17 protein-coding genes are annotated in these 22,447 nt (G+C 44.7%); 9 read left to right on the plus strand and 8 right to left on the minus strand.

Going from position 1 to position 22,447, the window contains the following annotated elements:
• Positions 1-114: 114 nt before the first annotated feature.
• Positions 115-2,370: a bifunctional alpha,alpha-trehalose-phosphate synthase (UDP-forming)/trehalose-phosphatase gene (locus tag VL525_RS19765; protein ID WP_325388890.1), complete on the plus strand. Its 2,256-nt coding sequence runs from the start codon at positions 115-117 to the stop codon at positions 2,368-2,370.
• Between the two features lie 2 nt (positions 2,371-2,372).
• Here the strand turns inward: VL525_RS19765 and VL525_RS19770 are convergent, their stop codons facing one another.
• Complete coding sequence (locus VL525_RS19770; protein WP_325388892.1) at positions 2,373-2,588, minus strand: hypothetical protein; 216 nt, start codon at positions 2,586-2,588, stop codon at positions 2,373-2,375.
• 462 nt (positions 2,589-3,050) lie between these two features.
• On the minus strand, positions 3,051-4,175 hold the full coding sequence (locus tag VL525_RS19775; protein WP_325388895.1) for a glycosyltransferase family 4 protein: 1,125 nt from the start codon (positions 4,173-4,175) through the stop codon (positions 3,051-3,053).
• A 70-nt stretch (positions 4,176-4,245) separates the two neighbouring features.
• Here VL525_RS19775 and pssD point away from each other — a divergent pair, with 70 nt between their 5' ends.
• Genes pssD through VL525_RS19790 form a run of 3 tightly spaced genes read left to right on the plus strand, consistent with a single transcriptional unit; the run spans position 4,246 to position 6,461 of the window.
• Complete coding sequence (pssD, locus tag VL525_RS19780) at positions 4,246-4,728, plus strand: PssD/Cps14F family polysaccharide biosynthesis glycosyltransferase (RefSeq protein ID WP_325388897.1); 483 nt, start codon at positions 4,246-4,248, stop codon at positions 4,726-4,728.
• Positions 4,728-5,210, plus strand: a complete 483-nt coding sequence (locus VL525_RS19785; protein ID WP_325388899.1) for a glycosyltransferase — start codon at positions 4,728-4,730, stop codon at positions 5,208-5,210. The genes pssD and VL525_RS19785 overlap by 1 nt, the downstream gene beginning before the upstream one ends.
• Before the next feature lie 3 nt (positions 5,211-5,213).
• On the plus strand, positions 5,214-6,461 hold the full coding sequence (locus VL525_RS19790; RefSeq protein WP_325388901.1) for a glycosyltransferase family 4 protein: 1,248 nt from the start codon (positions 5,214-5,216) through the stop codon (positions 6,459-6,461).
• A 12-nt stretch (positions 6,462-6,473) separates the two neighbouring features.
• Here VL525_RS19790 and VL525_RS19795 read toward each other — a convergent pair whose 3' ends face one another.
• A complete protein-coding gene (locus tag VL525_RS19795; protein WP_325388903.1) occupies positions 6,474-6,944 on the minus strand; it encodes a GNAT family N-acetyltransferase in 471 nt (156 codons plus the stop codon).
• Between the two features lie 76 nt (positions 6,945-7,020).
• Entirely contained in the window at positions 7,021-7,800 is a 780-nt protein-coding gene (locus VL525_RS19800; RefSeq protein ID WP_325388905.1) for a hypothetical protein, read from the minus strand.
• 306 nt (positions 7,801-8,106) lie between these two features.
• Between VL525_RS19800 and VL525_RS19805 the strand changes: the two genes are divergently transcribed.
• The gene (locus VL525_RS19805) at positions 8,107-9,249 is read left to right on the plus strand and encodes a redoxin family protein (protein ID WP_325388907.1); all 1,143 of its coding nucleotides are present in this window, start codon (positions 8,107-8,109) and stop codon (positions 9,247-9,249) included.
• A 47-nt stretch (positions 9,250-9,296) separates the two neighbouring features.
• On the opposite strand, the gene VL525_RS19810 is transcribed toward VL525_RS19805, so the two are convergent.
• Positions 9,297-12,557: a S41 family peptidase gene (locus VL525_RS19810; RefSeq protein ID WP_325388909.1), complete on the minus strand. Its 3,261-nt coding sequence runs from the start codon at positions 12,555-12,557 to the stop codon at positions 9,297-9,299.
• Between the two features lie 115 nt (positions 12,558-12,672).
• On the opposite strand from VL525_RS19810, the gene VL525_RS19815 reads away from it, so the two are divergent.
• Positions 12,673-13,821 (plus strand): glycoside hydrolase family 18 protein, encoded by a 1,149-nt coding sequence (locus VL525_RS19815; protein WP_325388911.1) that lies wholly within the window; start codon positions 12,673-12,675, stop codon positions 13,819-13,821.
• Here VL525_RS19815 and VL525_RS19820 read toward each other — a convergent pair.
• Complete coding sequence (locus VL525_RS19820; RefSeq protein WP_325388913.1) at positions 13,811-15,103, minus strand: DUF885 domain-containing protein; 1,293 nt, start codon at positions 15,101-15,103, stop codon at positions 13,811-13,813. The genes VL525_RS19815 and VL525_RS19820 overlap by 11 nt on opposite strands.
• A 240-nt stretch (positions 15,104-15,343) precedes the next feature.
• Here VL525_RS19820 and VL525_RS19825 point away from each other — a divergent pair, with 240 nt between their 5' ends.
• Complete coding sequence (locus tag VL525_RS19825) at positions 15,344-16,444, plus strand: mechanosensitive ion channel family protein (RefSeq protein WP_325388915.1); 1,101 nt, start codon at positions 15,344-15,346, stop codon at positions 16,442-16,444.
• 189 nt (positions 16,445-16,633) lie between these two features.
• Here VL525_RS19825 and VL525_RS19830 read toward each other — a convergent pair whose 3' ends face one another.
• Positions 16,634-17,035 carry a hypothetical protein gene (locus tag VL525_RS19830; RefSeq protein ID WP_325388917.1) on the minus strand — a complete coding sequence of 134 codons (402 nt, stop codon included), beginning with the start codon at positions 17,033-17,035 and terminating at the stop codon, positions 16,634-16,636.
• Positions 17,036-17,109: 74 nt separating this feature from the next.
• Entirely contained in the window at positions 17,110-20,067 is a 2,958-nt protein-coding gene (gene uvrA, locus VL525_RS19835) for an excinuclease ABC subunit UvrA (protein WP_325388919.1), read from the minus strand.
• Between the two features lie 328 nt (positions 20,068-20,395).
• Here uvrA and VL525_RS19840 point away from each other — a divergent pair, with 328 nt between their 5' ends.
• Both VL525_RS19840 and nth read left to right on the plus strand, forming a co-directional pair.
• Complete coding sequence (locus VL525_RS19840; protein ID WP_325388921.1) at positions 20,396-20,980, plus strand: RNA polymerase sigma factor; 585 nt, start codon at positions 20,396-20,398, stop codon at positions 20,978-20,980.
• Positions 20,981-21,552: 572 nt separating this feature from the next.
• The gene (nth, locus tag VL525_RS19845) at positions 21,553-22,314 is read left to right on the plus strand and encodes an endonuclease III (protein ID WP_325388923.1); all 762 of its coding nucleotides are present in this window, start codon (positions 21,553-21,555) and stop codon (positions 22,312-22,314) included.
• The last annotated feature ends 133 nt before the right edge of the window (positions 22,315-22,447 follow it).

A 22,447-nucleotide genomic window follows, 5' to 3' on the forward strand; every position in this document is an offset into this window, starting at 1 on the left:
TATTCTGTGCTGCCAGGCTTTTTCAAAGCCATCTTAAAGCATTTCCAATCGCTTTTTTTCTTTTAGCATCGGGTTCAATCATTCTTGGTATTATTTCTTTTTAGCTTATTTCCTATGATGAAAAAAAGACTATTTATTATTTCCAACCGGCTTCCCCTGACAATCGAGACCATCGACAATAATGTTACCATGCGGCAATCTTCCGGCGGGCTGATCTCTGCAATAACTACTTATCTGAAGGGCAGCGGTAAAGAATATTTTTCGGAGAAGATATGGGCTGGCGTACCCGGCTGCACTGAAAAGACCTGGGATATTGCCAACAATGAGCATTCGCCCGCAGATTATAATTACCTGCCGGTTTTTATGAAGAGTAAAATGTACGAGCTTTACTATAATGGGTTTTCCAACTCATTACTTTGGCCGCTTTTCCACTACTTCCCCTCGTTTGCCGAATACCATTCGTCCTACTTCGATGCCTATATGGAAGCTAACCGGTCATTTGCAGATATACTGTCCAAACAGGTACGCAACGAAGACTTTGTATGGATACACGATTACCATCTGCTGCCGTTGGCCGGCATGCTTCGCGCAAAATTCCCAAAGCTCACCATTGGCTTCTTTCTGCATATCCCTTTCCCGTCGTATGAAATATTCAGGGTCATCCCCAAACAATGGCAACGCGAGATATTAACCGGGATGCTGGGCGCCGACCTGATCGGTTTCCATACAGTAGACTATTCATCTCACTTTCTATCGTGTGTTGAAATGGCCCTTAAGACCGGGCACGACGGTCAGCACATATCATGGGAGAACAGGCAAATAAAGGTCGATGCTTTCCCGATAAGCATAGATTTTTACCTGTTTAACAATGCGTTTGATAATGTTAAAGTAGAAGCTATCCGGAAGACTTACCTTAAACTAAAGAAAGATAAAAAACTACTATTTTCGGTAGACCGGCTCGACTATACCAAGGGTTTGTACAACAGGCTGAAGGGCTTTAAAAAATTCCTTTTAGCCAATCCTGAATATCACGGCAAAGTTGTTTTTGCGCTGGTAGTTGTGCCCTCGCGCGATTCGATCAGGAAATATGCCGAGCGGAAAAAGATAATTGATGAATTTATCGGCAACCTAAACAGCACCCTGGGAACCATAAACTGGCAACCTATTATTTATCAGTATAATCACCTCGATTTTGAACAGTTGATAGCCTTATATACTACCTGCGATGTGGCCCTGATAACCCCGCTGCGCGATGGCATGAACCTTGTATCAAAAGAGTTTGTTGCCAGCAGGAAAGACAAGCAGGGCGTTTTGATATTAAGCGAGATGGCGGGCGCCGCAAGGGAACTGACCGAGGCATTATTGATAAACCCAAATGATACGGACGAAATAGCCGAAATGATAAAACAAGGATTTGAAATGAAAAAAAATGAACAGGAAGAGCGAATGACAGCTATGCAGGAACGCATAAGCAGATACGATGTAAATGCATGGGCCGGCGATTATTTAAACCAGTTAAAAGAAGTGAAAGACGTACAGCTGGGGTTCGAGATCAAATTCCTGGATAATTTTTCGAAAGCGCGGCTGCTCGAAAATTATTCATCGGCACAAAAACGATTGATATTACTCGATTATGATGGCACACTGGTCCCTTTTTCAAAGGACCCATTGTCTGCAACACCAGGCAATAAAGTACTTGAGTTATTGGACCTGCTCTCGCGCGAAGAGCAAAATACGATGTATATTGTAAGCGGTCGCGACAGCGTGACGCTTGAAAAATGGCTTGGTCATTTGCCGGTAGGCCTTATTGCCGAACATGGAGCTAAGATCCGTCATCCAAACGGATCGTGGGAAAATGAGACTGCCGGGAACGAGGGTGATTGGATGGGAAGGATAGAGAAACAAATGGATAAATTTGTGTCCAAATGTCCTCATTCATTCATCGAGAAAAAAGATTTTTCGATAGCCTGGCATTATCGTAATGCCGACCTGACAGAAGGCATGATAAGAGCAAAAGAATTGTATGAAGAATTATTTAACGGCACTACACACCTGCCCCTAAACGTACTGAATGGCAATAAAGTAATTGAAGTAAGAAATAAAGGTGTAAACAAGGGTGCTGCTATTGAAAAACTCACCATGTCCTCGTACGATTTTGTGTTGTGCATAGGCGATGACAAAACAGACGAGGATATGTTTGTAAAACTCGCCCGTATGACAGAGGCCTATACCATTAAAGTAGGCAATGAGGCTTCGTTTGCCAAGTACAACCTGCATTCGCCATACCTGGTACACTCGTTGCTTGAATCTATGTCTATCATACCCAAAAAAGAGTCATGGGTATATGGCGAGATCAAACCAGCTCTGTAAAATTAGCTTGTTTTTTTAGCGGTAAGCACAACAATAATGCCTCCTACTACCAGGATACCTCCTGCATAAGGCGGCCAGTTTACCGATTTTTGCTTATCAGCTGAAACCTGGATCGGGCCGGCATCAATTACTTTTTCCTTTTTAGTATAGGTGAACCCCGTCCAGATCAGCATAGCTACGCCGATGACGATCATAATAATTCCGATTGTTCTGCTCATATTTTATTGTTTTATGCCTTATGCTTTTCACTTCCGCATTGCGGGATGAATGTGTGAGGGACAGGCGATGATATTTAGTTAAATGGTATTTAAACAACTAACAAGATTGTCAATTGTTTTTCCGCTCAGGTTTTGATCTGGACCTCGTCAAGCGAAACACCTCCTTTTATACCAAAATCAAGTGTACGGATAGGGAATGGGATCATGATATTATTTTCGTCGTACGCCTTTTTTATCCGTATGATGGTTTTGCTGCAAACGGCCCGGTAAATAAGCCGTTCGGGCGTATTTACCCAAAGCCTGATAATAAAATTGATCTAGCTATCGCCAAATTCCTGGTAAAACATCGTCACCTCATCCTCTCCCGATAAGCCATCTATTATTATTTTTAATGATGTGCCGACTGAAGCCAGCCTACTTATGGGCTATTGATAACGTATTCGAAGTAATGGTATAAGCCGGCTATTTCGTCTCCAGGCACTTCCTTATTCCCCCGGCGAAATTTGATACCATGTGCTCAACCGTATATCGTTCTGATGCCAGTTTACCTGCTTCTGCAAAGCCGAGATATTTTTGGGTCTTGAGCAGGTCAATGACCGCTTCAGAGTATGCTGCGGTATCAAACTTGGTTATTAGTCCGGTTTTCCCGTTTTCCAGGTATTCAATTTCCGGGCTGTGGTAGGGATGTTCGGCAGTTATTATAGGGGATTCCATGGCCATGGAATCAAGGATACTAAGACCGACCAATCCAGGCATTATTTGTACCGAAGCTATTTTGAAATAGATCACGCGGTCCATGCCAAACTTGGGGCCTGCATAATGTATCCATTCCGCCTCATTTGCCGCCGCTTTCACTTTTTCAGCTTCAACGCCTGCGCCGATAAATAACATGTGAAAATCAGGAACAGCGGCTTTTATACGATGGCAACATTCCAAAATAAAATCAAGATGTTTATCCGGGTACATGCCCCCGCAGTATATTCCTACATTTGAGCCGCTTATACCTAACTTTCTTTTCAACACATCGGTTTCCGTCTCTGTAATATCCGCATAATATTTTTTTAGCCCAATCGTATCAATAGCATTTTGCACAGCTGTTATCTTATTCGCAGGAAACCCGCGGTCGGCCAGGAATTGCTTCACTCCATTGGTATAGGCAAACCACCAATCTGTCTGATAAAGGGTCTTTAGCTTTATCTTGTTTCTGAGACTGTTGACATCGTCCTGCATATTGTACACATGGCCCCAAAAAGCAACCTTTAATTTAGACAAACGCCTGGCTATCATCAGCCAGTAGTTAAGCAACAACCTGTTTTCCGTTTGCACGATAATTAGGTCAGCGCCTTTAAGGTATTTGAGACAGGGTTGCCACAACAACTCAGTTTTTCCTAAATAATAACGCTTATTGGGAACAAATTGCGCCCATTCAATTACAGTTTCGTCTCCCTTTAAGGCATCGGTTTTGTTGGACTGCCCATAAATCAGCTGTAAATCAATATTATAGTTGAAAAGTTCTTTTTTTAAAAGTTGATAAAAATCTACTCTATATTTCGGAAGAAACTTATAAATTATAAAAACTTTTTTCATCTCCTGAAAAGGTTGCCACGCTCACAATTAAAAGTTAATTTTTCATTAATCATAATTATTTTTTCATTCGATGGGACCAAAGAAAACGAAAATTATTTTAGTATGCTCCGGCGGTGGACATTTGGCTGAAATGCTTCAATTAGAAGAAATGTTTACCCGATACGATTACCTGATGGTGACCGAGAACACCGAATATACATCCTTTTTTAAAGAGCAGTATAATATGAGATTTATCAAGGCACGTTCCGGAGGTAAAAAACGTCGTTTTCGCTTCCTTATGACGCTTATCGCAAATACATTTTTATCATTAAAGCTGCTGATAAACCATTATCCGAAAGTAATCATTTCAACCGGTAGCCATACTGCTATACCAATGTGTCTTTTAGGCCGGTTGTTTGGCATTAAAATCGTATTCATACTCTCCTACGCACGCGTACATTCACGGGCGAAAGCTGCAGATATTATTTATCCGATAGCCGACAGGTTTATTTTACAATGGCCCGAGGGAAAAAACAACTATGAAAAAGCTGTATTTGTAGGAGGATTATATTAATGATACTTGTTTTATTAGGAACCTTTGTTACGGATTTCAAAAGACCCCTGGTAGAGATAGAAAGGCTGTGTGAAGAGGGTATTATCACTGAAGAAGTGATTGTACAATCTGGCTATACAGTTTTTAATGAGGCCCGGCATCTAACGTTGCGGGCGTTTATCAGTCCGGTTGAAATGGCCGAGCTGCACCGCAGGGCGAGGGTAGTGATTACGCATGCCGGGGCCGGGTCGGTAACCAATGCTATTAAGGCTGAGAAAAAAGTGATCGCAATACCAAGGCTTGCCAAATACGGTGAACATGTGGATGATCATCAACTTGAGATATTACACGAACTTGCTGCATTAAACTATATTTTGCCATGGCACGACCATGTACCGCTCGAAGAAGTTTTGACTAAGTTGGACAATTTTGAACCCCGTAGCTTTATTCCAGGCAGGTCGAACATGATAAATTACCTTATCAATTACGTAGACTCATTGTAACTTATGCTACAGGATAATGGGTACCCACATAAAACCATTCTATTTTCGAGTTATCTCTGCAATCCATTCGCCGTTTCGGAGGCATATTCGGCATTTGAATGGCTGAATATACTATTAAAGCGGTTCAATATCATTTTGCTTACTACTACTGAGGAAAAAGAGTCGGTGGACCTATATTATAAAAAGCATTTTCCGGATAATCTCGAGATCATATCCTTCCCCGATAATTATCCTTTCAAAAGCTATGGAAAGATTAAAAACACCGTAAGGCTTGGCTACTTTTATTTTAACTACAAAATAACATCCTACCTAAAAAAAAGACCGGAGATCATAGACCGCTGTGATATTATTTTGCATAAATCACCGGAGAGCTTCAGGCATTTTACCTCATTGGTAAAATTTGATAAACCCGTTTATATCGGGCCATTAGGCGGCGGGCTAAAAGTACCTGCAGGCATGAAAGATTATTTTAAAAAAGAGCATTTTTTGTTGAAACTACGCGTCTTGGATAAATTGTTACTAAAGCTGCCGGCTTACAGGAATCAATTTAAAAAGGCCGAAAAAGTATTGTTGTGCCTTGAATATGTGAGAGATACGCTGCCGCCAGAATTTCTTGAGCGGAGCGAATTATTACTTAATAACGGCATCAATTGTGATCAATATCCACAAGCCGTTGGTGATACTGCAGTTGTGGCAATACTTTTTGTGGGTAGGTTGACAAGGTATAAAGGGGCCGAACTCCTTATTAAAGCATTGAGCCGGGTAAGGTCGTCAAACTTTGTGTTGAATATCCTGGGGCGCGGAGAAGAACAGGCAGCCCTCGAAGGACTGGTAAAAAGTTATGGCCTTTCCGATAAGATCATTTTTCAAGGCTACAAATCAATTGAAGAAACCCGGCAGTTTTATTACATGTCATCAATATTCTGTTTGCCCACCCTAACAGAAGCAGGTGGCAACGTTTTTTTTGAAGCCATGGCATCGGGCTTGCCGATAATTACCATTGATAACGGCGGCCCGAAATATATCTGTCCGGATGAGGGCGCGATAAAAATCCCGGTAACATCAGAAGAAGGGATCATCAATGATCTGCAAGAAAGTCTTGAACTGCTGATCGGTAACCAGCAAAAACGTAAAGAAATGGGGAAGTTTAACCGCGGCTATTGCCGTGACCATTACGATTGGAAAGTTGTTGAACAAAACATTCTTCGCTTTTTTGCCGGCGAGATATACAAGACACAACATTTGCGTTAAAGCTACGCCAAATTATTCGCCCTTCGGTCCCATCCTCATCTCTATCATATGCCTGCTGAAACCGGCTTTTTCATAGGCTTTAAGAGCCGGTTCGTTATCGCTGTAAACCTCTAATCGCAGTTCGGTTATTCTCTGCGCCGTTGCCCATTCCGTCAGCGTATCAATGATCATTTTATTAACGCCCCTGCCGCGATAAGCAGGTAATACATACATAAAACCCAGATAGGCATACCTTTGGTGTTTCAGGTAGGGTTTAGCGGTTTCAATGCGGGCATAACCCGAACCGATAATTTCGTCGCCGCACTGAGCTACCAGCAGGCGAATATGCTGAGCAGTTAATAATTGATGCAGGTCGTAATAGTGTATCGACTCGTCCCTAAGCGTTTTATCAAACGGGCGTTCAGCGGTGATAACACCCTGCTCAAATTGCAGCAGGGTATCCATATCAGACAGGCGGGCTTTTCTTATAAATATTGATTCCATCGGCAGGGGGCCAATTTACAACAAAAAGCTTCTCCTGAAAGAGAAGCTTTGTTTAATTGATGGGCCCTGTTGCGTTTTATTTCAAACGCCTGTATATCTCGACGGACCTGCTTCCGTCGGTCGAATCCGTTATGACTTGTGAATATTCGTCGTCGCCGTTGAAATTGATCTTGATAGCGAATGACCGGCCAAGCAGCGTGGCGTGATTGGTTATTTTTTCCGATTCGCTCAAGGTATCGTTCCTTAGCGTATAATCGCCATAACCAAAGCCATTTTTAAAATGCAGGTTGGTATTATCCACTGCATAGCGGTGTACGAACATAAAGTGACCGCCCCAAAATGCTTTATACTGGTTTTCGGGTTGCTTAGTGGTGTCCTTCCCTTTCACAATGTAAGCCTCGTCCAGTTTCCATACACCGTCAAGCTTTGAGGCACCATCGGTGGCCAAACGGGTATATGCCTCGGTCACTGTATATTTCACACCCTTGGGTGACGTAAGCGGAAGAACCTGCGTATAACCTGAATCCTGCTGTGTTAACGCTATATGAAAAGTCTGAGGCGAATCGAGGGAGGCGCTGCTGTAAATACTGGTTTCTATAATGTTGTTGCCTGTGTCGGCCTTGTATGATCCTATGCCAAATCCTACAGATGAGTCGGGCGCCATGCTGGCATAAGCAAAATGATGGTCGGTATAAATTTTGACCTGTGTCCTGGCATAAACTGAATCCTTACCCCCGCTGCTAACCGTCAGTTTATCCATTTTGTATACACCTGGCTGCGAAGACTCTTTCTTTGCTTTTTTACACGCAAAGAAAACACAGGTAAGTAAAGCTGTAAAAACTAAAATCTTTCTCATAATACTAATGTTTTAATGGTGAAACGGGAATTAAGTGATAAGATTTATGCAAGGCGATGCCTACCCGTCAGTGAGGAAAACACGTGGCAGAAGCACAATAAAACAATGGGCTTCCGGTTCCATAAGGAAAAATACTACAGGGTATAATTTGGTATATTAAATTTACAAATAATATCCTTGATTATCAACAAATAAAATTTGGTTTTGTTGCAAAATCGAACCCGCCATCTTGTTTAAATCCATTAATAAAATATTTAATTTTGATATAACCCGTTTTTGATCACCTTCTTCCGGAAATCATTCAAAATGAAAAAAAGCGCTTCACTAATCACCTGCCTGTTGATGGCATTCGTTATTTCAGCAAGCTTTAATTTTGATGAGCATAAAACCCTTGCCATTGGTTCGGCGGCCCCCTACTTCAACCTGAAAGGCGTCGATGGTAAGATGTATTCGCTCGCTTCTTTCAAAGATGCTAAGGTGCTGGTGGTGGTATTTATGTGCAACCACTGCCCTACCTCGCAGGCTTATGAACCCAGGATGATCAAGCTAACGCGCGACTATGCGCCAAAAGGTGTGCGGGTAGTGGCCATCAACCCAAATAACCCATCCTCGTTGCGCCTGGATGAATTGGGATACAGCGATGTGGGCGATTCATATCCTGAAATGAAAATACGGGCCAAAAGCGCCGGCTTTAATTTTCCATATTTATACGATGGGGAAACCGAGATCACTTCAAAAAAATACGGCCCGGTTACCACACCCCATATATTCATTTTTGACCAGGACCGTAAATTGCGCTACCAGGGGCGGATAGATGATATGGAGGACCCTGCCAAAACACCCACCAGTTATGATGCACGCAACGCCATAGAGGCCATATTGGCTGGTAAAGAAGTGCCGGTAACAACAACCAAGGTGTTCGGCTGCTCGGTAAAATGGATAGAGAAAAAGGACTGGATTAAAAAGGCCGAGATACAATGGGCAAAAGAGCCGGTAAGCCTGCAGGATATCGACGCCGCAGGGGTATCGGAACTGATGAAAAACAAAACTGATAAACTTTTGATGATCAACCTGTGGGCTACCTGGTGTGTACCGTGCGTGGAGGAATTCCCCGACCTGGTGACGGCTAACCGCATGTACCGCGACCGTGATTTTAAAATGATCACCATTAGTTCGGATGCTATGAAGGACCGCAGCAAAGCGCTGGCTTTCCTGGAAAAGAGGCAATCATCCAGCCTTAATTATATCTACACCGGGGATAACAAATACAAGCTGATAGAAAGCATCGACCCAAAATGGCAGGGGGCACTGCCTTATACCATTTTGGTTGAACCCGGTGGCAAGATCGTATATGCCAAAGAGGGAAAGGTGAATGCTGATAGTCTGAAACAGGCCATCATTAATAACCCGCTTATCGGGAGAATATATAAAGTGTTTAAGGAGCAGTAATTGAAGATTTACGAAGTTTTAAAAACTTCGTAAATCTAAAAGCTAGTTTATTTCTGCACCTTCGCCGGGAACGGCGGCCTCACAGGCTCGACCTGCGGGTTTTTCTCCAATTCTTTTAACGCAACCTCAATAGCTTTTTGCAACTGCGGGTCATTGCCTTTGATAACCTCGGCAGGGGTTTGTACTACCTCGACATCCGGTGCCACGCCTACATTTTCAACCACGAAGCCATCCTTGGTCCAGATACCAACATTGGGCGCAGTTACACCGCCGCCATCAATAAATTCGGGGAAGCCGAGGATGCCGACCAGGCCGCCCCAGGTACGTGTACCAACCAAAGTACCCACCTTAAATTTGCGGAACATCCACGGCAACATGTCGCCGCCCGAGCCTGCCGACTCGTTTATGAGCATCACCTTCGGCCCTTGTATCGATGCACTTGGCGATTTAAGGTCCTGCCCGTAACGCATATGCCAGTGGGCCTGGTAAGGATTTTGCAATAGGTTGATATAATAGTCGGCGAGCTGCCCTCCACCGTTAAAACGTTCGTCAACAATAATTGCTTTGCGGTTTGCCTGCGGGTAAAAGTAACGTTTAAAGTAGTCATGGCCTTCGTTTGCAGTGTTGGGTACATATACATAGGCAACCTGCCCTTTGGTTGCCTCGGTCACTTTTTGCAGGTTGCCTTCGACCCAGTCGCGGTTGCGAAGTTCGTATTCGTTATCCACCGGCACCACTTTCACTACGCGGGAGCCATTATAATCCGGGTTAGGGCCAACCGTTATTTCGGTTATCTTACCGGCAGTGTTTTCAAAGTATTGATAGAGGTCCTCTGTGCCGGGCACGTCTTTTCCATTTACCGCCAGCAGGTAGTCGCCCGCTTTCACATTTACCCCCGGTTCGGTCAAAGGCGAACGGAGGTTGGGGTTCCAGTTAAGCCCACCATATATTTTCTGGATGCGATACCTGTTATTGATGATGCCATAATCCGCGCCAAGCAGCCCGCCTTTGATCGTTTCAGGATGGTAGAGCTTATCGCCCAGGTCGGTCAGGCGCTGGTGCCCTACCACCAGTTCGCTGCACATCCATTGTATAACCGCATTCAGGTCGTCGCGACAGGAAAGATCGGGCAGGAAAACGGCATACTTCTTTTTTACCGCCAGCCAGTCGTTGCCGTGCATGCCCGGGTCATAAAAATAATCACGGTTAATGCGCCATGCCTCGTCAAATATTTCTGGCCATTCCGCAATCGGGTCAACCTTTACCTGGATAGCGTCAACATTCAGCCCTTTCCCATTCTTGTCGCCTGCGTTAACTATGCCCCAGCTTCCATGATGCCGGTACAGCATCTTTTTGCCGTCAGCAGACAGGTCATACCCGTCCATCGGCATTATTTCGGCGTCCTCACGTTTTTTGAAACTGTAACTATGCAGCTTGCCGCCGTCGTCCGAATATTCGATGTAAAAAATATCATCATCATTACCGGCGCTTAGCTGCCCGTAATTTCCGGGTTTTACCGGCACGTCCACAATTCGGTTTTGTATGCCATCCCAATCTATTTTTAGCCCGGGCGACGTGAAGGCGACTTTTTTATCCGATTTAACGTCAGATTTGGCTTCAGCTTTATCTTCCTTTTTTGCATCGGCCTTTTCCTCATCGCTTTCTTTGGCTAGTGGCGACACTGTTTGGTTTTGCAGCGTAACGAGGTAAATGGAACTGGTTGAACGAATATCGTCGTTCGACTGGTCGAACCAGTTGATCACCGGGCCGGCGTCGGTCGACGCAAAGAAATACAGGTATTTACCATTGCGCGAAAAAATGGGTTCGGATGCATCGCTCAGCCCATCGGTTAGCGGGTATGACTTTTGTTCGTCGATTGAATAAAGGAGCACCTTTTTGAATTGGGTAGCTGTTACCTTCGTGTATGCTATCCATTTTGAGTCAGACGACCAATCGCCAAAAATATCGCGGAACGAGCCTGGTGTATAAAGGTTGTCCGAATCGATCTTTTTGATGGTACCCGAGGCAACGTCCAGCACATACAGACTGCGGCTATTATCAACATAAGCGATCTTCTTGCTATCCGGCGACCATTTGGGGCTGGCGTAAAACCCGGCGCCGGTTAGTTTGAACGACTTAACATCCCCTAAACCATCCTGCTGCTTAATATCCAATTGATACTCACCCGAAGCATCAGAAAAATAAGCGATGAATTTACCATCCGGCGACCATGACGGTGTTTTCTCATGTACCGCAGTGGTATTGGTGATATTGCGCACGTCGCCCTTTTCAGCCGGTACGGTAACAATATCGCCCCTGAAATCAAATACAGCCCTTGCACCCGACGGCGATATCTGCGAACTGCGGATATATTTTGCGCCTTTGGCAAACCTCGTCCTTAACTCCAACAGGTCGGCAGCTATGCCGATGGTCAGCTTTTTTGCCGATGCCGATGCGGGCTCGAAAACATGCAGATAACCTGCCTGCTCCAGTAATATCTTTCCGTTTCCGCCGGCAATATTCAATACCGGGAAGTCTTTAAATTCTGTTAATTGCTTTACCTGTTTGGATGCAACATCGTAGGAAAACAAATTGAACTCGCCGTTCCTGTCGCTCCTGAAATATACCTTATCCCCCATCCAAACTGGCTGGGTATCGTTGCAGCCTCCTTCCGGTTTGGGTATTTCAACCACCGATTTGTCGGCAAATGAGAATAACCAAATCCGGGTGATGGTACCACCGCGGTAATGCTTCCATTGTTTGAAAGCATCCGGAACAGGTGTATACGCCATGTATTTGCCATCGGGCGAATAGTTGGCATAAAACGCGTTGGGTATTTCGAGCTGGCTCGCCGGTCCGCCTGTAATAGCGACGCTGAATAGTTGCGCATAGCGATTAGTGAACGAATTGCGCTGCGAAGCGAACAGTACCGATTTACCGTCAGGACTAAATCCCCGCACCAGGTCGGCGCCTGGGTGCCAGGTCAATCTTTTTGGCACGCCTCCTTCCACAGGAATTATATACACGTCGGTATTGCCGTCATACTGCGCACTGAAGGCGATAAGCTTGCCATCGGGCGAAAACGCCGGGCTCGATTCAATGCCTTCATCTACAGTTAGCCTGCGCGGTTCCGAACCATCGGGATTGGCTACCCAAAGGTCTTCAGCATAAATAAACGCGATATGATCGGCACTCACAGCGGGCTGTGTCAGCATACGGGTATCTTTCGGGTTAGTGCCGGATGCGAATGATGTACCGAAAGTAATAAGCGATAAAAAAGCAATTAGAAAAAGGATGCGTTTTTTCATAACAAACAAGTGTTTAAGGAACGGTCTATAAGGTGTGAATATACTAAAGCTTGCCGAATATTATGAATCAATATTTGTTGCCTGATAGCCAGTGTGATTTGTATATTCGTTCGCTATGAAATTTAAATCCCGACTGTTAAGCATTTTATCATTGGTGCTTTTGTTATTTGTATCTATATCTGCACCGGCACAATCATCAAGAAACAAAAAGCATGTGATCATAGGCTATGTAGGCGGTTATCACGGCTTGTACGATATTACCATGGTGGATGCAAAAAAACTCACCCATATTAACTATGCATTCGTCGTTATCAAAAATAACCGGGCCTACCTGGAACATGAAAAGACGGATACGGTAAATTTCCGGAACCTGTTAAAACTGAAAAAAATAAACCCGGATATTAAGCTCCTGATCTCGATAGGCGGCTGGGGCGGCAGCAGGAATTTCTCGGATGCCGTGCTAACTGATACCGCCCGCGAGGGCTTTGCGGCAAGTGCGGTTGCCATTGTGCGTAAATATAAACTGGATGGCGTTGATATTGACTGGGAATACCCTAACGATATTGGCGCCGGCAATATTTACAGGCCCGAGGATAAACACAATTATACCCTGATGTTCCGGAAGCTACGGCTCGACCTGGATACGCTTGAAAAGCAAACCGGGAGCAAAAAATTGCTTACCACAGCCGTTGGCGGTTTTACCCGTTTCCTGACACTAACCGAAATGGGCGATGCCTCCAAATACCTGGACTATGTAAGCCTGATGACCTATGATTTTGCCCAGGACAGTTTACATATTGTGCTGCACCACACCAACCTATATTCGTCAAAAGGCTATAAGACGCTTTGCTCGGCTGACATAGCCGTGCACGATTTTATGGCGGCGGGTGTCCCGGCGGACAAACTGGTAGTGGGCGTGGCTTTCTACGGCCATACGCTGGTGGCTGCCGATTCTCAAAAAATGATATTAGGCGCCAGGACAGCCGCCATACATGTGAGAGGCGGTGGCGGCGGATATACTTTTATCAAAGACAGCCTGATCAACCAAAAAGGCTATAAATATTACCGCGACAAAGATGCCGGTGCACCGTACCTGTACAATGCCGACCTAAGGCAGTTCATTACTTTCGATGATGAATGGTCGGTTAAGAACAAATGCCGGTACGTTAAAAAGAACGGCCTTGCCGGCGTAATGTTCTGGGAATATGCTTCTGACAAAAAGGAGTACTTATTGAAAGAGATAGACAAGGATCTTACTTTCTGAATACATTCTCTTTCACCATAAACAAGGGCAGCGAGCCATGGTTCAATACCCGGTCGTGAAAATCTTTAATGCTGAATTTTGAGCCTTGTTTTTTCATCAGCTCTCCCTTCCAATGCAATAGTTGCAAAGCGCCGTATTTGTAAGTGACCACCTGCGCGGGCCAACGGCGTATACGGGCTATTTCGCGCATCGCAATGTCGTCCTGGCCACGTATGTTCTTCTTCCAGAAATCGAGCGCCTGCTCATCGGTCCAGCCGTAATAGTTTAGCCCCACGTCCAGCGGCACGCGCACCGAACGCACAATATCCCACTGCCATTTACCCAGTTCGGCATAAGGCGTTTTGTATACGCCAAGGTCCTTTCCCAACTCCTCGGCATAGGCTCCCCACCCTTCTGCAAAACCGATATAAAAGAACAGTTGCTGCACGTCGGACACTTTGGCCGCCGATGCGATGGAAGACTGGTAATGATGGCCAGGCACACCTTCATGAATAAAAAGCCAATCGTACTGGCGTTTGTTATATGGCTTATCGAACAGGTTATAATAAAAAGTATTATTATCATAATAACCCGGAGTTTGGGCCAGTTGCTGCGCCGCTCCTTTTTCTATCTTCAATGGAGGAACAACCGTATCGCTGAACAGTTTATGGAGATTACTGTACACCGCGCTTTTAGTATGTTCGAAAGAACGCTGCACTTCCTGCGGATCGGATGTGAAAAATTCAGGGCCATCCAAATGTTTGTAAAAAGCATCCTCGCTTAAACCTGTTTGCTTGCGCACTGCCTCAATGTGTGCTTTCACCCGTTCAACTTCGTTCAAACCAAACTGGTATATCTGGTCGGGAGTAACATCCATACTCACCCAGCGTTTTAACAAATAAGCATACCATGCCTTGCCATTTGGAACTGTGATGATGCCGCCGGTTGCTATTTTTGCAGGCGGGTCTTTAACCCATTCCGTTTCAAGCGTCAGTCGTTCAAGATTCAGCCCGGTCTCATATTTGATCAGTTCGTAATCTGTTTTTTGTGATAGCGACAATGCTTTAGGATCGAACGCTGCCAATCCCATTTGTACCGACCTGAAAAAATCCACTTGCTTTTGCACTGCTTTTGCTGTACCAATGTGCTGCAATCCGCTTACATAACTTAGTTCGAGATCGGGGATACGCAATTCCTTATAACCGGCCACAAATTTTTTAGCAAAGGGTTCGAATTTTTGATTTTGGGCCGATGCAGCCAATCCGATAATTGTGGTAAAAATGCAGAGTAGTGCTTTCTTCATTTTCGGGTTTTATAAATAGACGGTATGCATAAAACGTTGTTACAAATTTATCCGGCGCGTTTCGCCAATTCACCCGGTTAGGGGGATCTTGGCACAAACCGCTAAACAATTTACCGGTATATTTGTACTTCTGGTATAAACTTCACAGGATCTGGGTAACGACCCACGCCATTTTCCGAATGGCTTTGCACCGGGCGGCCCGATCTTAATGTTACACTAAACACTCCGGTTAAACTGCCTATGGACAATCAACTGCAATCATGGTCACATCAATTTCAGCCCTGGGCCTGGAACCTGGGCGTTGTAATATGCGCACTGCTGCTGGGCTTCATCGTAAAATTTGTTATCACGCGCATACTGCACTTTTATAAGAATAAAGACGATTATTCCCTATTTAAATCTATCCTGACGCACCTGGGGCCGCCGCTAAACTACTTTGTTCCGCTGCTTACGCTGAATTTTATGCTCCCGCTGATGCTATTGAGCGACAGATTTGTTGCATCGCTCGATAAACTGACAAGTATACTGATCGTAGCAGCATTTGCCAGCCTGCTTATCAAAGCAGTAAGGATACTGGAGGATTATGTTTATCACCAATACGACTTAAAAGCGGAGGATAACCTGAAGGGTCGCAAGATAAAAACGCAACTCATCTTCATCCGGAAAACTATAGTCATCATCATTATACTTGTTAGCGTTGCTATTATCCTGCTTAGTTTCAGCAGTGTAAGGAAGATAGGCGCAGGATTGTTGACCGGCGTGGGTATCAGTGGTATCATCATAGGTTTTGCCGCGCAAAAATCATTGAGCAATTTCCTGGCGGGGTTACAGATCGCGTTTACGCAACCTATCCGTATAGATGATGTGCTAGTGGTTGAGGGCGAATGGGGCCGCGTTGAGGAGATAACCCTAACTTACGTAGTGCTTGCTATTTGGGACCAGCGCCGTTTGATCCTGCCGATCACCTATTTTATCGAAAAGCCTTTTCAAAACTGGACCCGTTCAACCGCAGAATTACTTGGGACGGTCTTTCTTTACGTCGACTATACCTTTCCGGTTGACCAATTACGTGAGGAACTGACCCGCCTTTTAAAGGGCAGCAAGCTTTGGGATAAACGCGTGAACGCTGTGCAGGTAACGGATTCGAAAACGGATACCATTGAGGTAAGGGCGCTGATGAGCGCGCGAAATTCGTCGGATGCTTTCGACCTGCGCTGTTACGTGCGTGAGAATTTGCTAAAATATATCAGCGAAAATTTACCGGAACACCTGCCGCAGAAACGGTACCTGGGCTGGGAGAAAGAGGATTTGCCGAAGCAAAATGGACAACCGATAACGTAAAGCGATATGCATTACGTACCGTGTAAAGGTTAACATGGTTAACACATTTTGCCGTGTTTTATTGTTAAAATATTGATAATTAATTAGTTACAAAATAGGCGTGTTAACCATAAACAAAACCGGGAATGTGAAAATCAAGCCCCGCTTTTGATTAACGATCATTAACTATCCCGCATCCAGCTTCTGCTGCTACTCAAACGGGTATTCAACCGTCTTGGATTTTTGATTTGCGCCAAGGGTATCCAGGCGCCACCCCACGCCGATACCTTCGATGGTATAAACAAACCCGACGGTTAAGGTAGTACCGTCATCCGGCACCCTTTTTTCAAAAACCAACTGGTTTGCCTTATGCGGAATGTCTTTTATTTTAAACATGGCTACAGTCGAATCAAATGGGGCCGATTTGCCATTACTGATATGCAAAGAGAAGCTGATGTTGTGATCGTCATCAGAAAAGTCCTTGTCGGTGTACAGAATGAATTTCAATGTTCTTGTCGGCACAGGAGCGGGCGCGTGTTTCTCTTTTTTACAGGATACTATCAAGCAAACGGCTGCGGCTAAAATAATGGGGGTGCGTAGTAAATGTTTCATGCAGGCATTACAGTTACCTGTTAATGAAGGTTGCCTTTCATTTAAAATTTTATCCCTGAGTGATTAATTTTAAACTACCCTACCAAATGCTTTTCCCTCTGCACGCCGGGCGGCAAAAATCGTTCCTTTAAATACTCACCCGTGTACGAATCTTTTTCTTTGATCAAATCCTCGGGCACACCTTCGAAAACCACCTGGCCGCCGTTGTCGCCCCCTTCGGGACCGATGTCGATCACCCAGTCGGCGCATTTGATCACATCCATATTGTGCTCGATAACGATGATAGTATTCCCATGTTCCAGCAGGGCGTCAAATGATTTCAGCAGCTTTTTGATATCGTCGAAATGCAGGCCTGTAGTCGGTTCGTCGAAAATGAAAAGTGTTTTATTGGAGTTATTGCCCTTCACCAAAAACGACGCCAGTTTGATACGCTGCGCCTCGCCGCCCGATAGGGTATTGGACGATTGACCCAATTGCACATAACCTAAACCGACATCAACCAAAGGTTTTATTTTGCTCAGTATCTTCGGCTCTTTCCTGAAAAATTCTAAAGCTTCGTCGATGGTCATGCTCAGCACATCGGAAACATTTTTGTCATTATAGGTTATATCCAGGATATGCTGCTTAAACCGTTTGCCGCCGCAGGTTTCGCAGGTAAGGAATATATCCGCCATAAACTGCATCTCTATCTTCACCTCGCCCTCGCCCTGGCAAACATCGCAGCGACCGCCCTCTACGTTAAAGGAGAATGCCGACGGCTTTAACCCCGCTGCTTTCGCAGCAGGCTGCGCAGCGAACAGGTTACGTATCTCGTCCCATGCTTTTACGTAAGTGACCGGGTTTGATCGCGATGACCGTCCTATCGGGTTTTGATCCACCAGTTCAACCTGCTCTACCTTATTATAATCGCCCGCCAGTTCATCGTACGACCCGGTTTGCTCGCCGGTGTAATTGCCCAGCGCTTTTTGAAGTGCCGGAGCCAGTATGCGTTTTACCAGGCTGGTTTTACCAGAGCCGGACACCCCGGTCACCACCGTCAATACACCTAACGGGAATTTAGCACTCACGTGTTTCAGGTTGTTCTCACGGGCGCCTTTTATCTCTACAAAATCATTCCATTTACGGCGATGCGTTGGGATGGCTATCTGTTCCTTGCGGGCCAGGTAACGGCCCGTAAGGCTGTTGTCGTCATCGATGATCTCATCATAGGTGCCGGAAAATACCAGTTCGCCGCCATGGGTACCGGCAGCCGGACCAATGTCTATAATATGGTCGGCAGCCTGCATAATTTCTTCTTCGTGCTCCACTACCAAAACGGTATTACCGACATCGCGCAGCGATTTCAAAACGGTTATCAATCGCTGCGTATCGCGTGGATGTAAGCCAATGCTCGGTTCGTCCAATACATAAACAGAACCAACCAAACTGCTTCCTAAGGAAGTTGCCAGGTTGATGCGCTGCGACTCACCACCTGATAAAGTGTTCGACAAACGATTGAGCGTCAAATAGCTCAAGCCTACATTATTCAAAAAGCCAAGGCGACTGGTTATTTCCTCCAAAAGCCGTTTGCCTATTTTCTGATCGCGCGGTTCGAGCTCGATATTAAAAAAGAATTGGTATGCCTTATCCAATGGCATCAATACAATATCGGTGATGGATTTACCATTGATCTTCACATAAGATGCATCCTGCCGCAAACGACTGCCCTTACATTCAGGGCAGGTAGTTTTTCCGCGGTAGCGGGAAAGCATGACCCTGTATTGTATCTTATAGGTCTGTTCCTCCAGTTCTTTAAAGAAGGCATCTAATCCGCGGAAATATTGGTTACCGGTCCAAAGCAGGCGTTGCTGTTCTTCGGTCAGGTGATTATACTGGCGATGGATAGGAAAATCGAATTTTAAAGCGCTTTTCACTAAAGCATCATTCCATTCACGCATCTTTTCGCCGCGCCATGGGGCAATGGCGCCTTCATAAACTGTCTTGCTTTTGTCTGGGATCACCAGGTCCTCATCAATGCCGATGATCTTTCCGTAGCCCTCGCAGCGTTTGCAGGCGCCGTAGGGATTATTAAAGCTGAAAAAGTTTGGCGTAGGCTCCTCAAAAGCTATACAATCCAGCTCAAACCGGTCACAGAAAAAGTTTTCTGTTTCTCCGCTTTCTAAAGTCCTCCCTTCCGGGGAGGATTTAAGAGGGGCATCTTCAGGTGTTTTATACCTTACATAGCAATCGCCCTTACCTTCAAAAAAAGCTGTTTGTATCGAGTCGCCAAGGCGGCTTATGGTTTCATCCGTTTCGTTTTTAGTAACGCGGTCGATGACGATAAAAACCGGCGTGGCGCCTGGCGCAAGGTGGTTGGCGGGCTCTTTCCCTGCTGCCTTTTGCTTTTTGCTTTCCGCTTTCGGCTCAAGCGATTCATTTAATACCGACTCGTCTTCCAGTATCGACTCTATCCTGGAGATACTTCCATTGTACTCTACCCTTACAAAGCCTTTTTGCAGCAACACGGCCAGTTCCTCTTTCAGGCTGCGGTTGTTATGAGGGTGCAGGGGGCATAGAATAGTAACCTGCGTTTCATCCGGCAGGGACAATACAAAATTCACCACATCAGTAACCGAGTCCTTTTTAACGATCTGTCCCGACACAGGCGAAATAGTTTTGCCGATACGCGAGAAAAGCAATTTCAGGTAGTCATATATCTCTGTCGATGTCCCTACGGTTGAGCGGGGATTGGAAGTGATCACCTTTTGTTCGATGGCGATAGCCGGTGCAATACCTTTAATATAGTCGACATCGGGTTTGTTCATCCGCCCCAAAAACTGGCGGGCATAGCTCGAAAGGCTCTCTACGTACCTGCGTTGCCCTTCGGCATACAAAGTATCAAAAGCGAGGGACGATTTGCCCGAACCCGACATACCGGTAATAACCACAAGCTTGTTTTTGGGTATAGCCACATCCATATTCTTCAGGTTGTGCACCCGCGCGCCTTTGATAATAATATTGTATTGGGGGTCTTTCTCTGCTTCTTTGCTCATACTTTGTCAACAATCTACCTACTTTTTTGCGAGTGCAAAAATCCTAAAAAAATTAGCACTTTCCAAATGCTTTAGTGGTCTGATTGTAATACTTTTATAAGATAAACCAGCGGGTTGCCGTAACAGTTTGAAAATAAATTTCAATTGTTAAAAAATGTTAAATATCATTCGTTTCCGTTCATTTTTGGGGTATAACTAAAATATTATTTGTTTTTCATCCTATAAATCGTTTTATTTGAGTAACAATTTATTAACAGAGAGGATCACTATAGCGCAAAATTCTACTTTATCAATTAACGATCAAGAATTTAGTTTAAAGTAGAAGTCTATGGATTTTCAATTGAAAAGTGATCAGGATCTAATCCATCTGTATGTAGCAGGAGAAGAAGCAGGGCTTGTCGAACTGATCCGCCGGTACCAGGCAAAAATTTACACCTCCATATATTTATTGGTTAAGGACGAGTACCTTGCCGAAGATATTTTCCAGGATGCTTTCATCAAGGTAATCAACACGTTACGTGCCGGAAAATACAATGAGGAAGGTAAATTCCTGCCCTGGGTAACCCGTATAGCACACAATTTGGTAATAGACCATTTCAGGCGCGAAAAGCGCACGCCTGTAATTAATAACGGTGATGACTTTGATATTTTCGAGGTATTGGGTCATTATGATGAAAGCACGGAGGATCGGATGGTGCGCGAGCAAACACACCGGGACCTGAAGGCATTGATTCACTTGTTGCCCGCCGAGCAAAAGGAAGTGCTGATCATGCGCCACTTTGGCGATATGAGCTTTAAGGAAATAGCCGACGTTACCGATGTAAGTATCAATACCGCCCTGGGCCGTATGCGTTACGCGCTGAATAACCTGCGCAAAATGATGCAAAGCAAGGAATTGAGCCTGAAAAATTAATAAACTTCCGCTAAATCTCCGTTCAAAAGGGGATTTGTTGGTCGCCTTTGTAAGGTTGCAGATATTGTAAAAGTTTGATTTTACAATATCTGTGGCCTTTTTGTCGTTTATACCCTTGTTAACAGCGAAATAAAATGGTGCTTATTTGAAAATGAAAAAAATTTCATCTAAATTTCATCTTCAATAAAATATTATCTTTATGCAGTCGTTATCAATATTATAAAATCCAAAATATAAACCACATTAAGGAATTTGAAAGCGTATGGATGAAACCTCTACAACAACTACTTTAAATGAAACTTCTAACACGGCGGCTATGAAGGGAACGAATGCCACAGAAAATTTGGAAGCGGATGATTTGATATTTTTCAACTCGCTGCGTACGGATTTGGATTTGCTGAAGAGAAATCCGAGTCTGCAAACGATTCACAACATTTTGGATTACTCCAAAAGTTCGCGTTAGATATTTAAAGTCGAAAGTCTTAAGTCCGGAGCCGAAAGTCAATGATTTTTCGCTCCGGACTTTTTCATTTGACTTAAGACTTTAGACTCAGGACTTCGTACTTTTGCACATGCTCCGCGCCGAACGTTACCGCCATTTTGTCGATTATTTTTCCACCCATCAACCCGATGCTGAAACCGAATTGCATTACGGAAATCCTTTCCAATTGCTGATCGCGGTTATTCTTTCGGCACAATGTACCGATAAGCGTATTAACCAGGTTACCCCTGCACTGTTCGAACATTTCCCGACGCCCGAATCATTGGCAGCATCAACACCGGAAGAGGTTTTCGACTATATCCGGAGTGTAAGCTATCCGAATAATAAATCGAAACATTTGGTCGGCATGGCTAAAATGCTGGTTGATGTTTTTAATGGCGAGGTACCTTCGGATATCAATGAATTGCAGAAAATGCCCGGCGTGGGCCGCAAGACAGCGAACGTGATCGCTTCGGTAGTATATGAAGCACCGGCAATGGCCGTTGATACCCATGTGTTCAGGGTGGCCGATCGTATCGGGCTTACAACTAACGCAAAAACTCCGCTGGCTGTTGAGAAGCAACTGACCGAATATCTGCCAAAGGAAACCCTGCGGTTTGCCCATCACTGGCTGATATTGCATGGGCGCTATATTTGTGTGGCGCGCAACCCCAAATGCGCCATATGCCCTATAAGCTGGTTTTGCCGTTACTATGAACGCAATAACACCGAAGCTGCGTTAAAACGCGCTGACGCTGCCAAAATCCAAAAAGCAAAAGCGCAAAAGAAGAAGAAACAACTGGACATCATTGCCAAAGAATTGAAGAAACGCAGTGTGGATAAAGATATTTGACCGCCTTAGTTTAGTTGATTAAGTTTGACTTATCGGTTATAACAGATTATAATTACCCCTAAATCAATCTTCCGGACTTTCGGTCTTTCCGACTTCCGGACTAAAAAATAATTACTAAAAAAATTAGCATTTG

This window comes from Mucilaginibacter sp., assembly GCF_035492695.1.
GTDB lineage: Bacteria > Bacteroidota > Bacteroidia > Sphingobacteriales > Sphingobacteriaceae > Mucilaginibacter.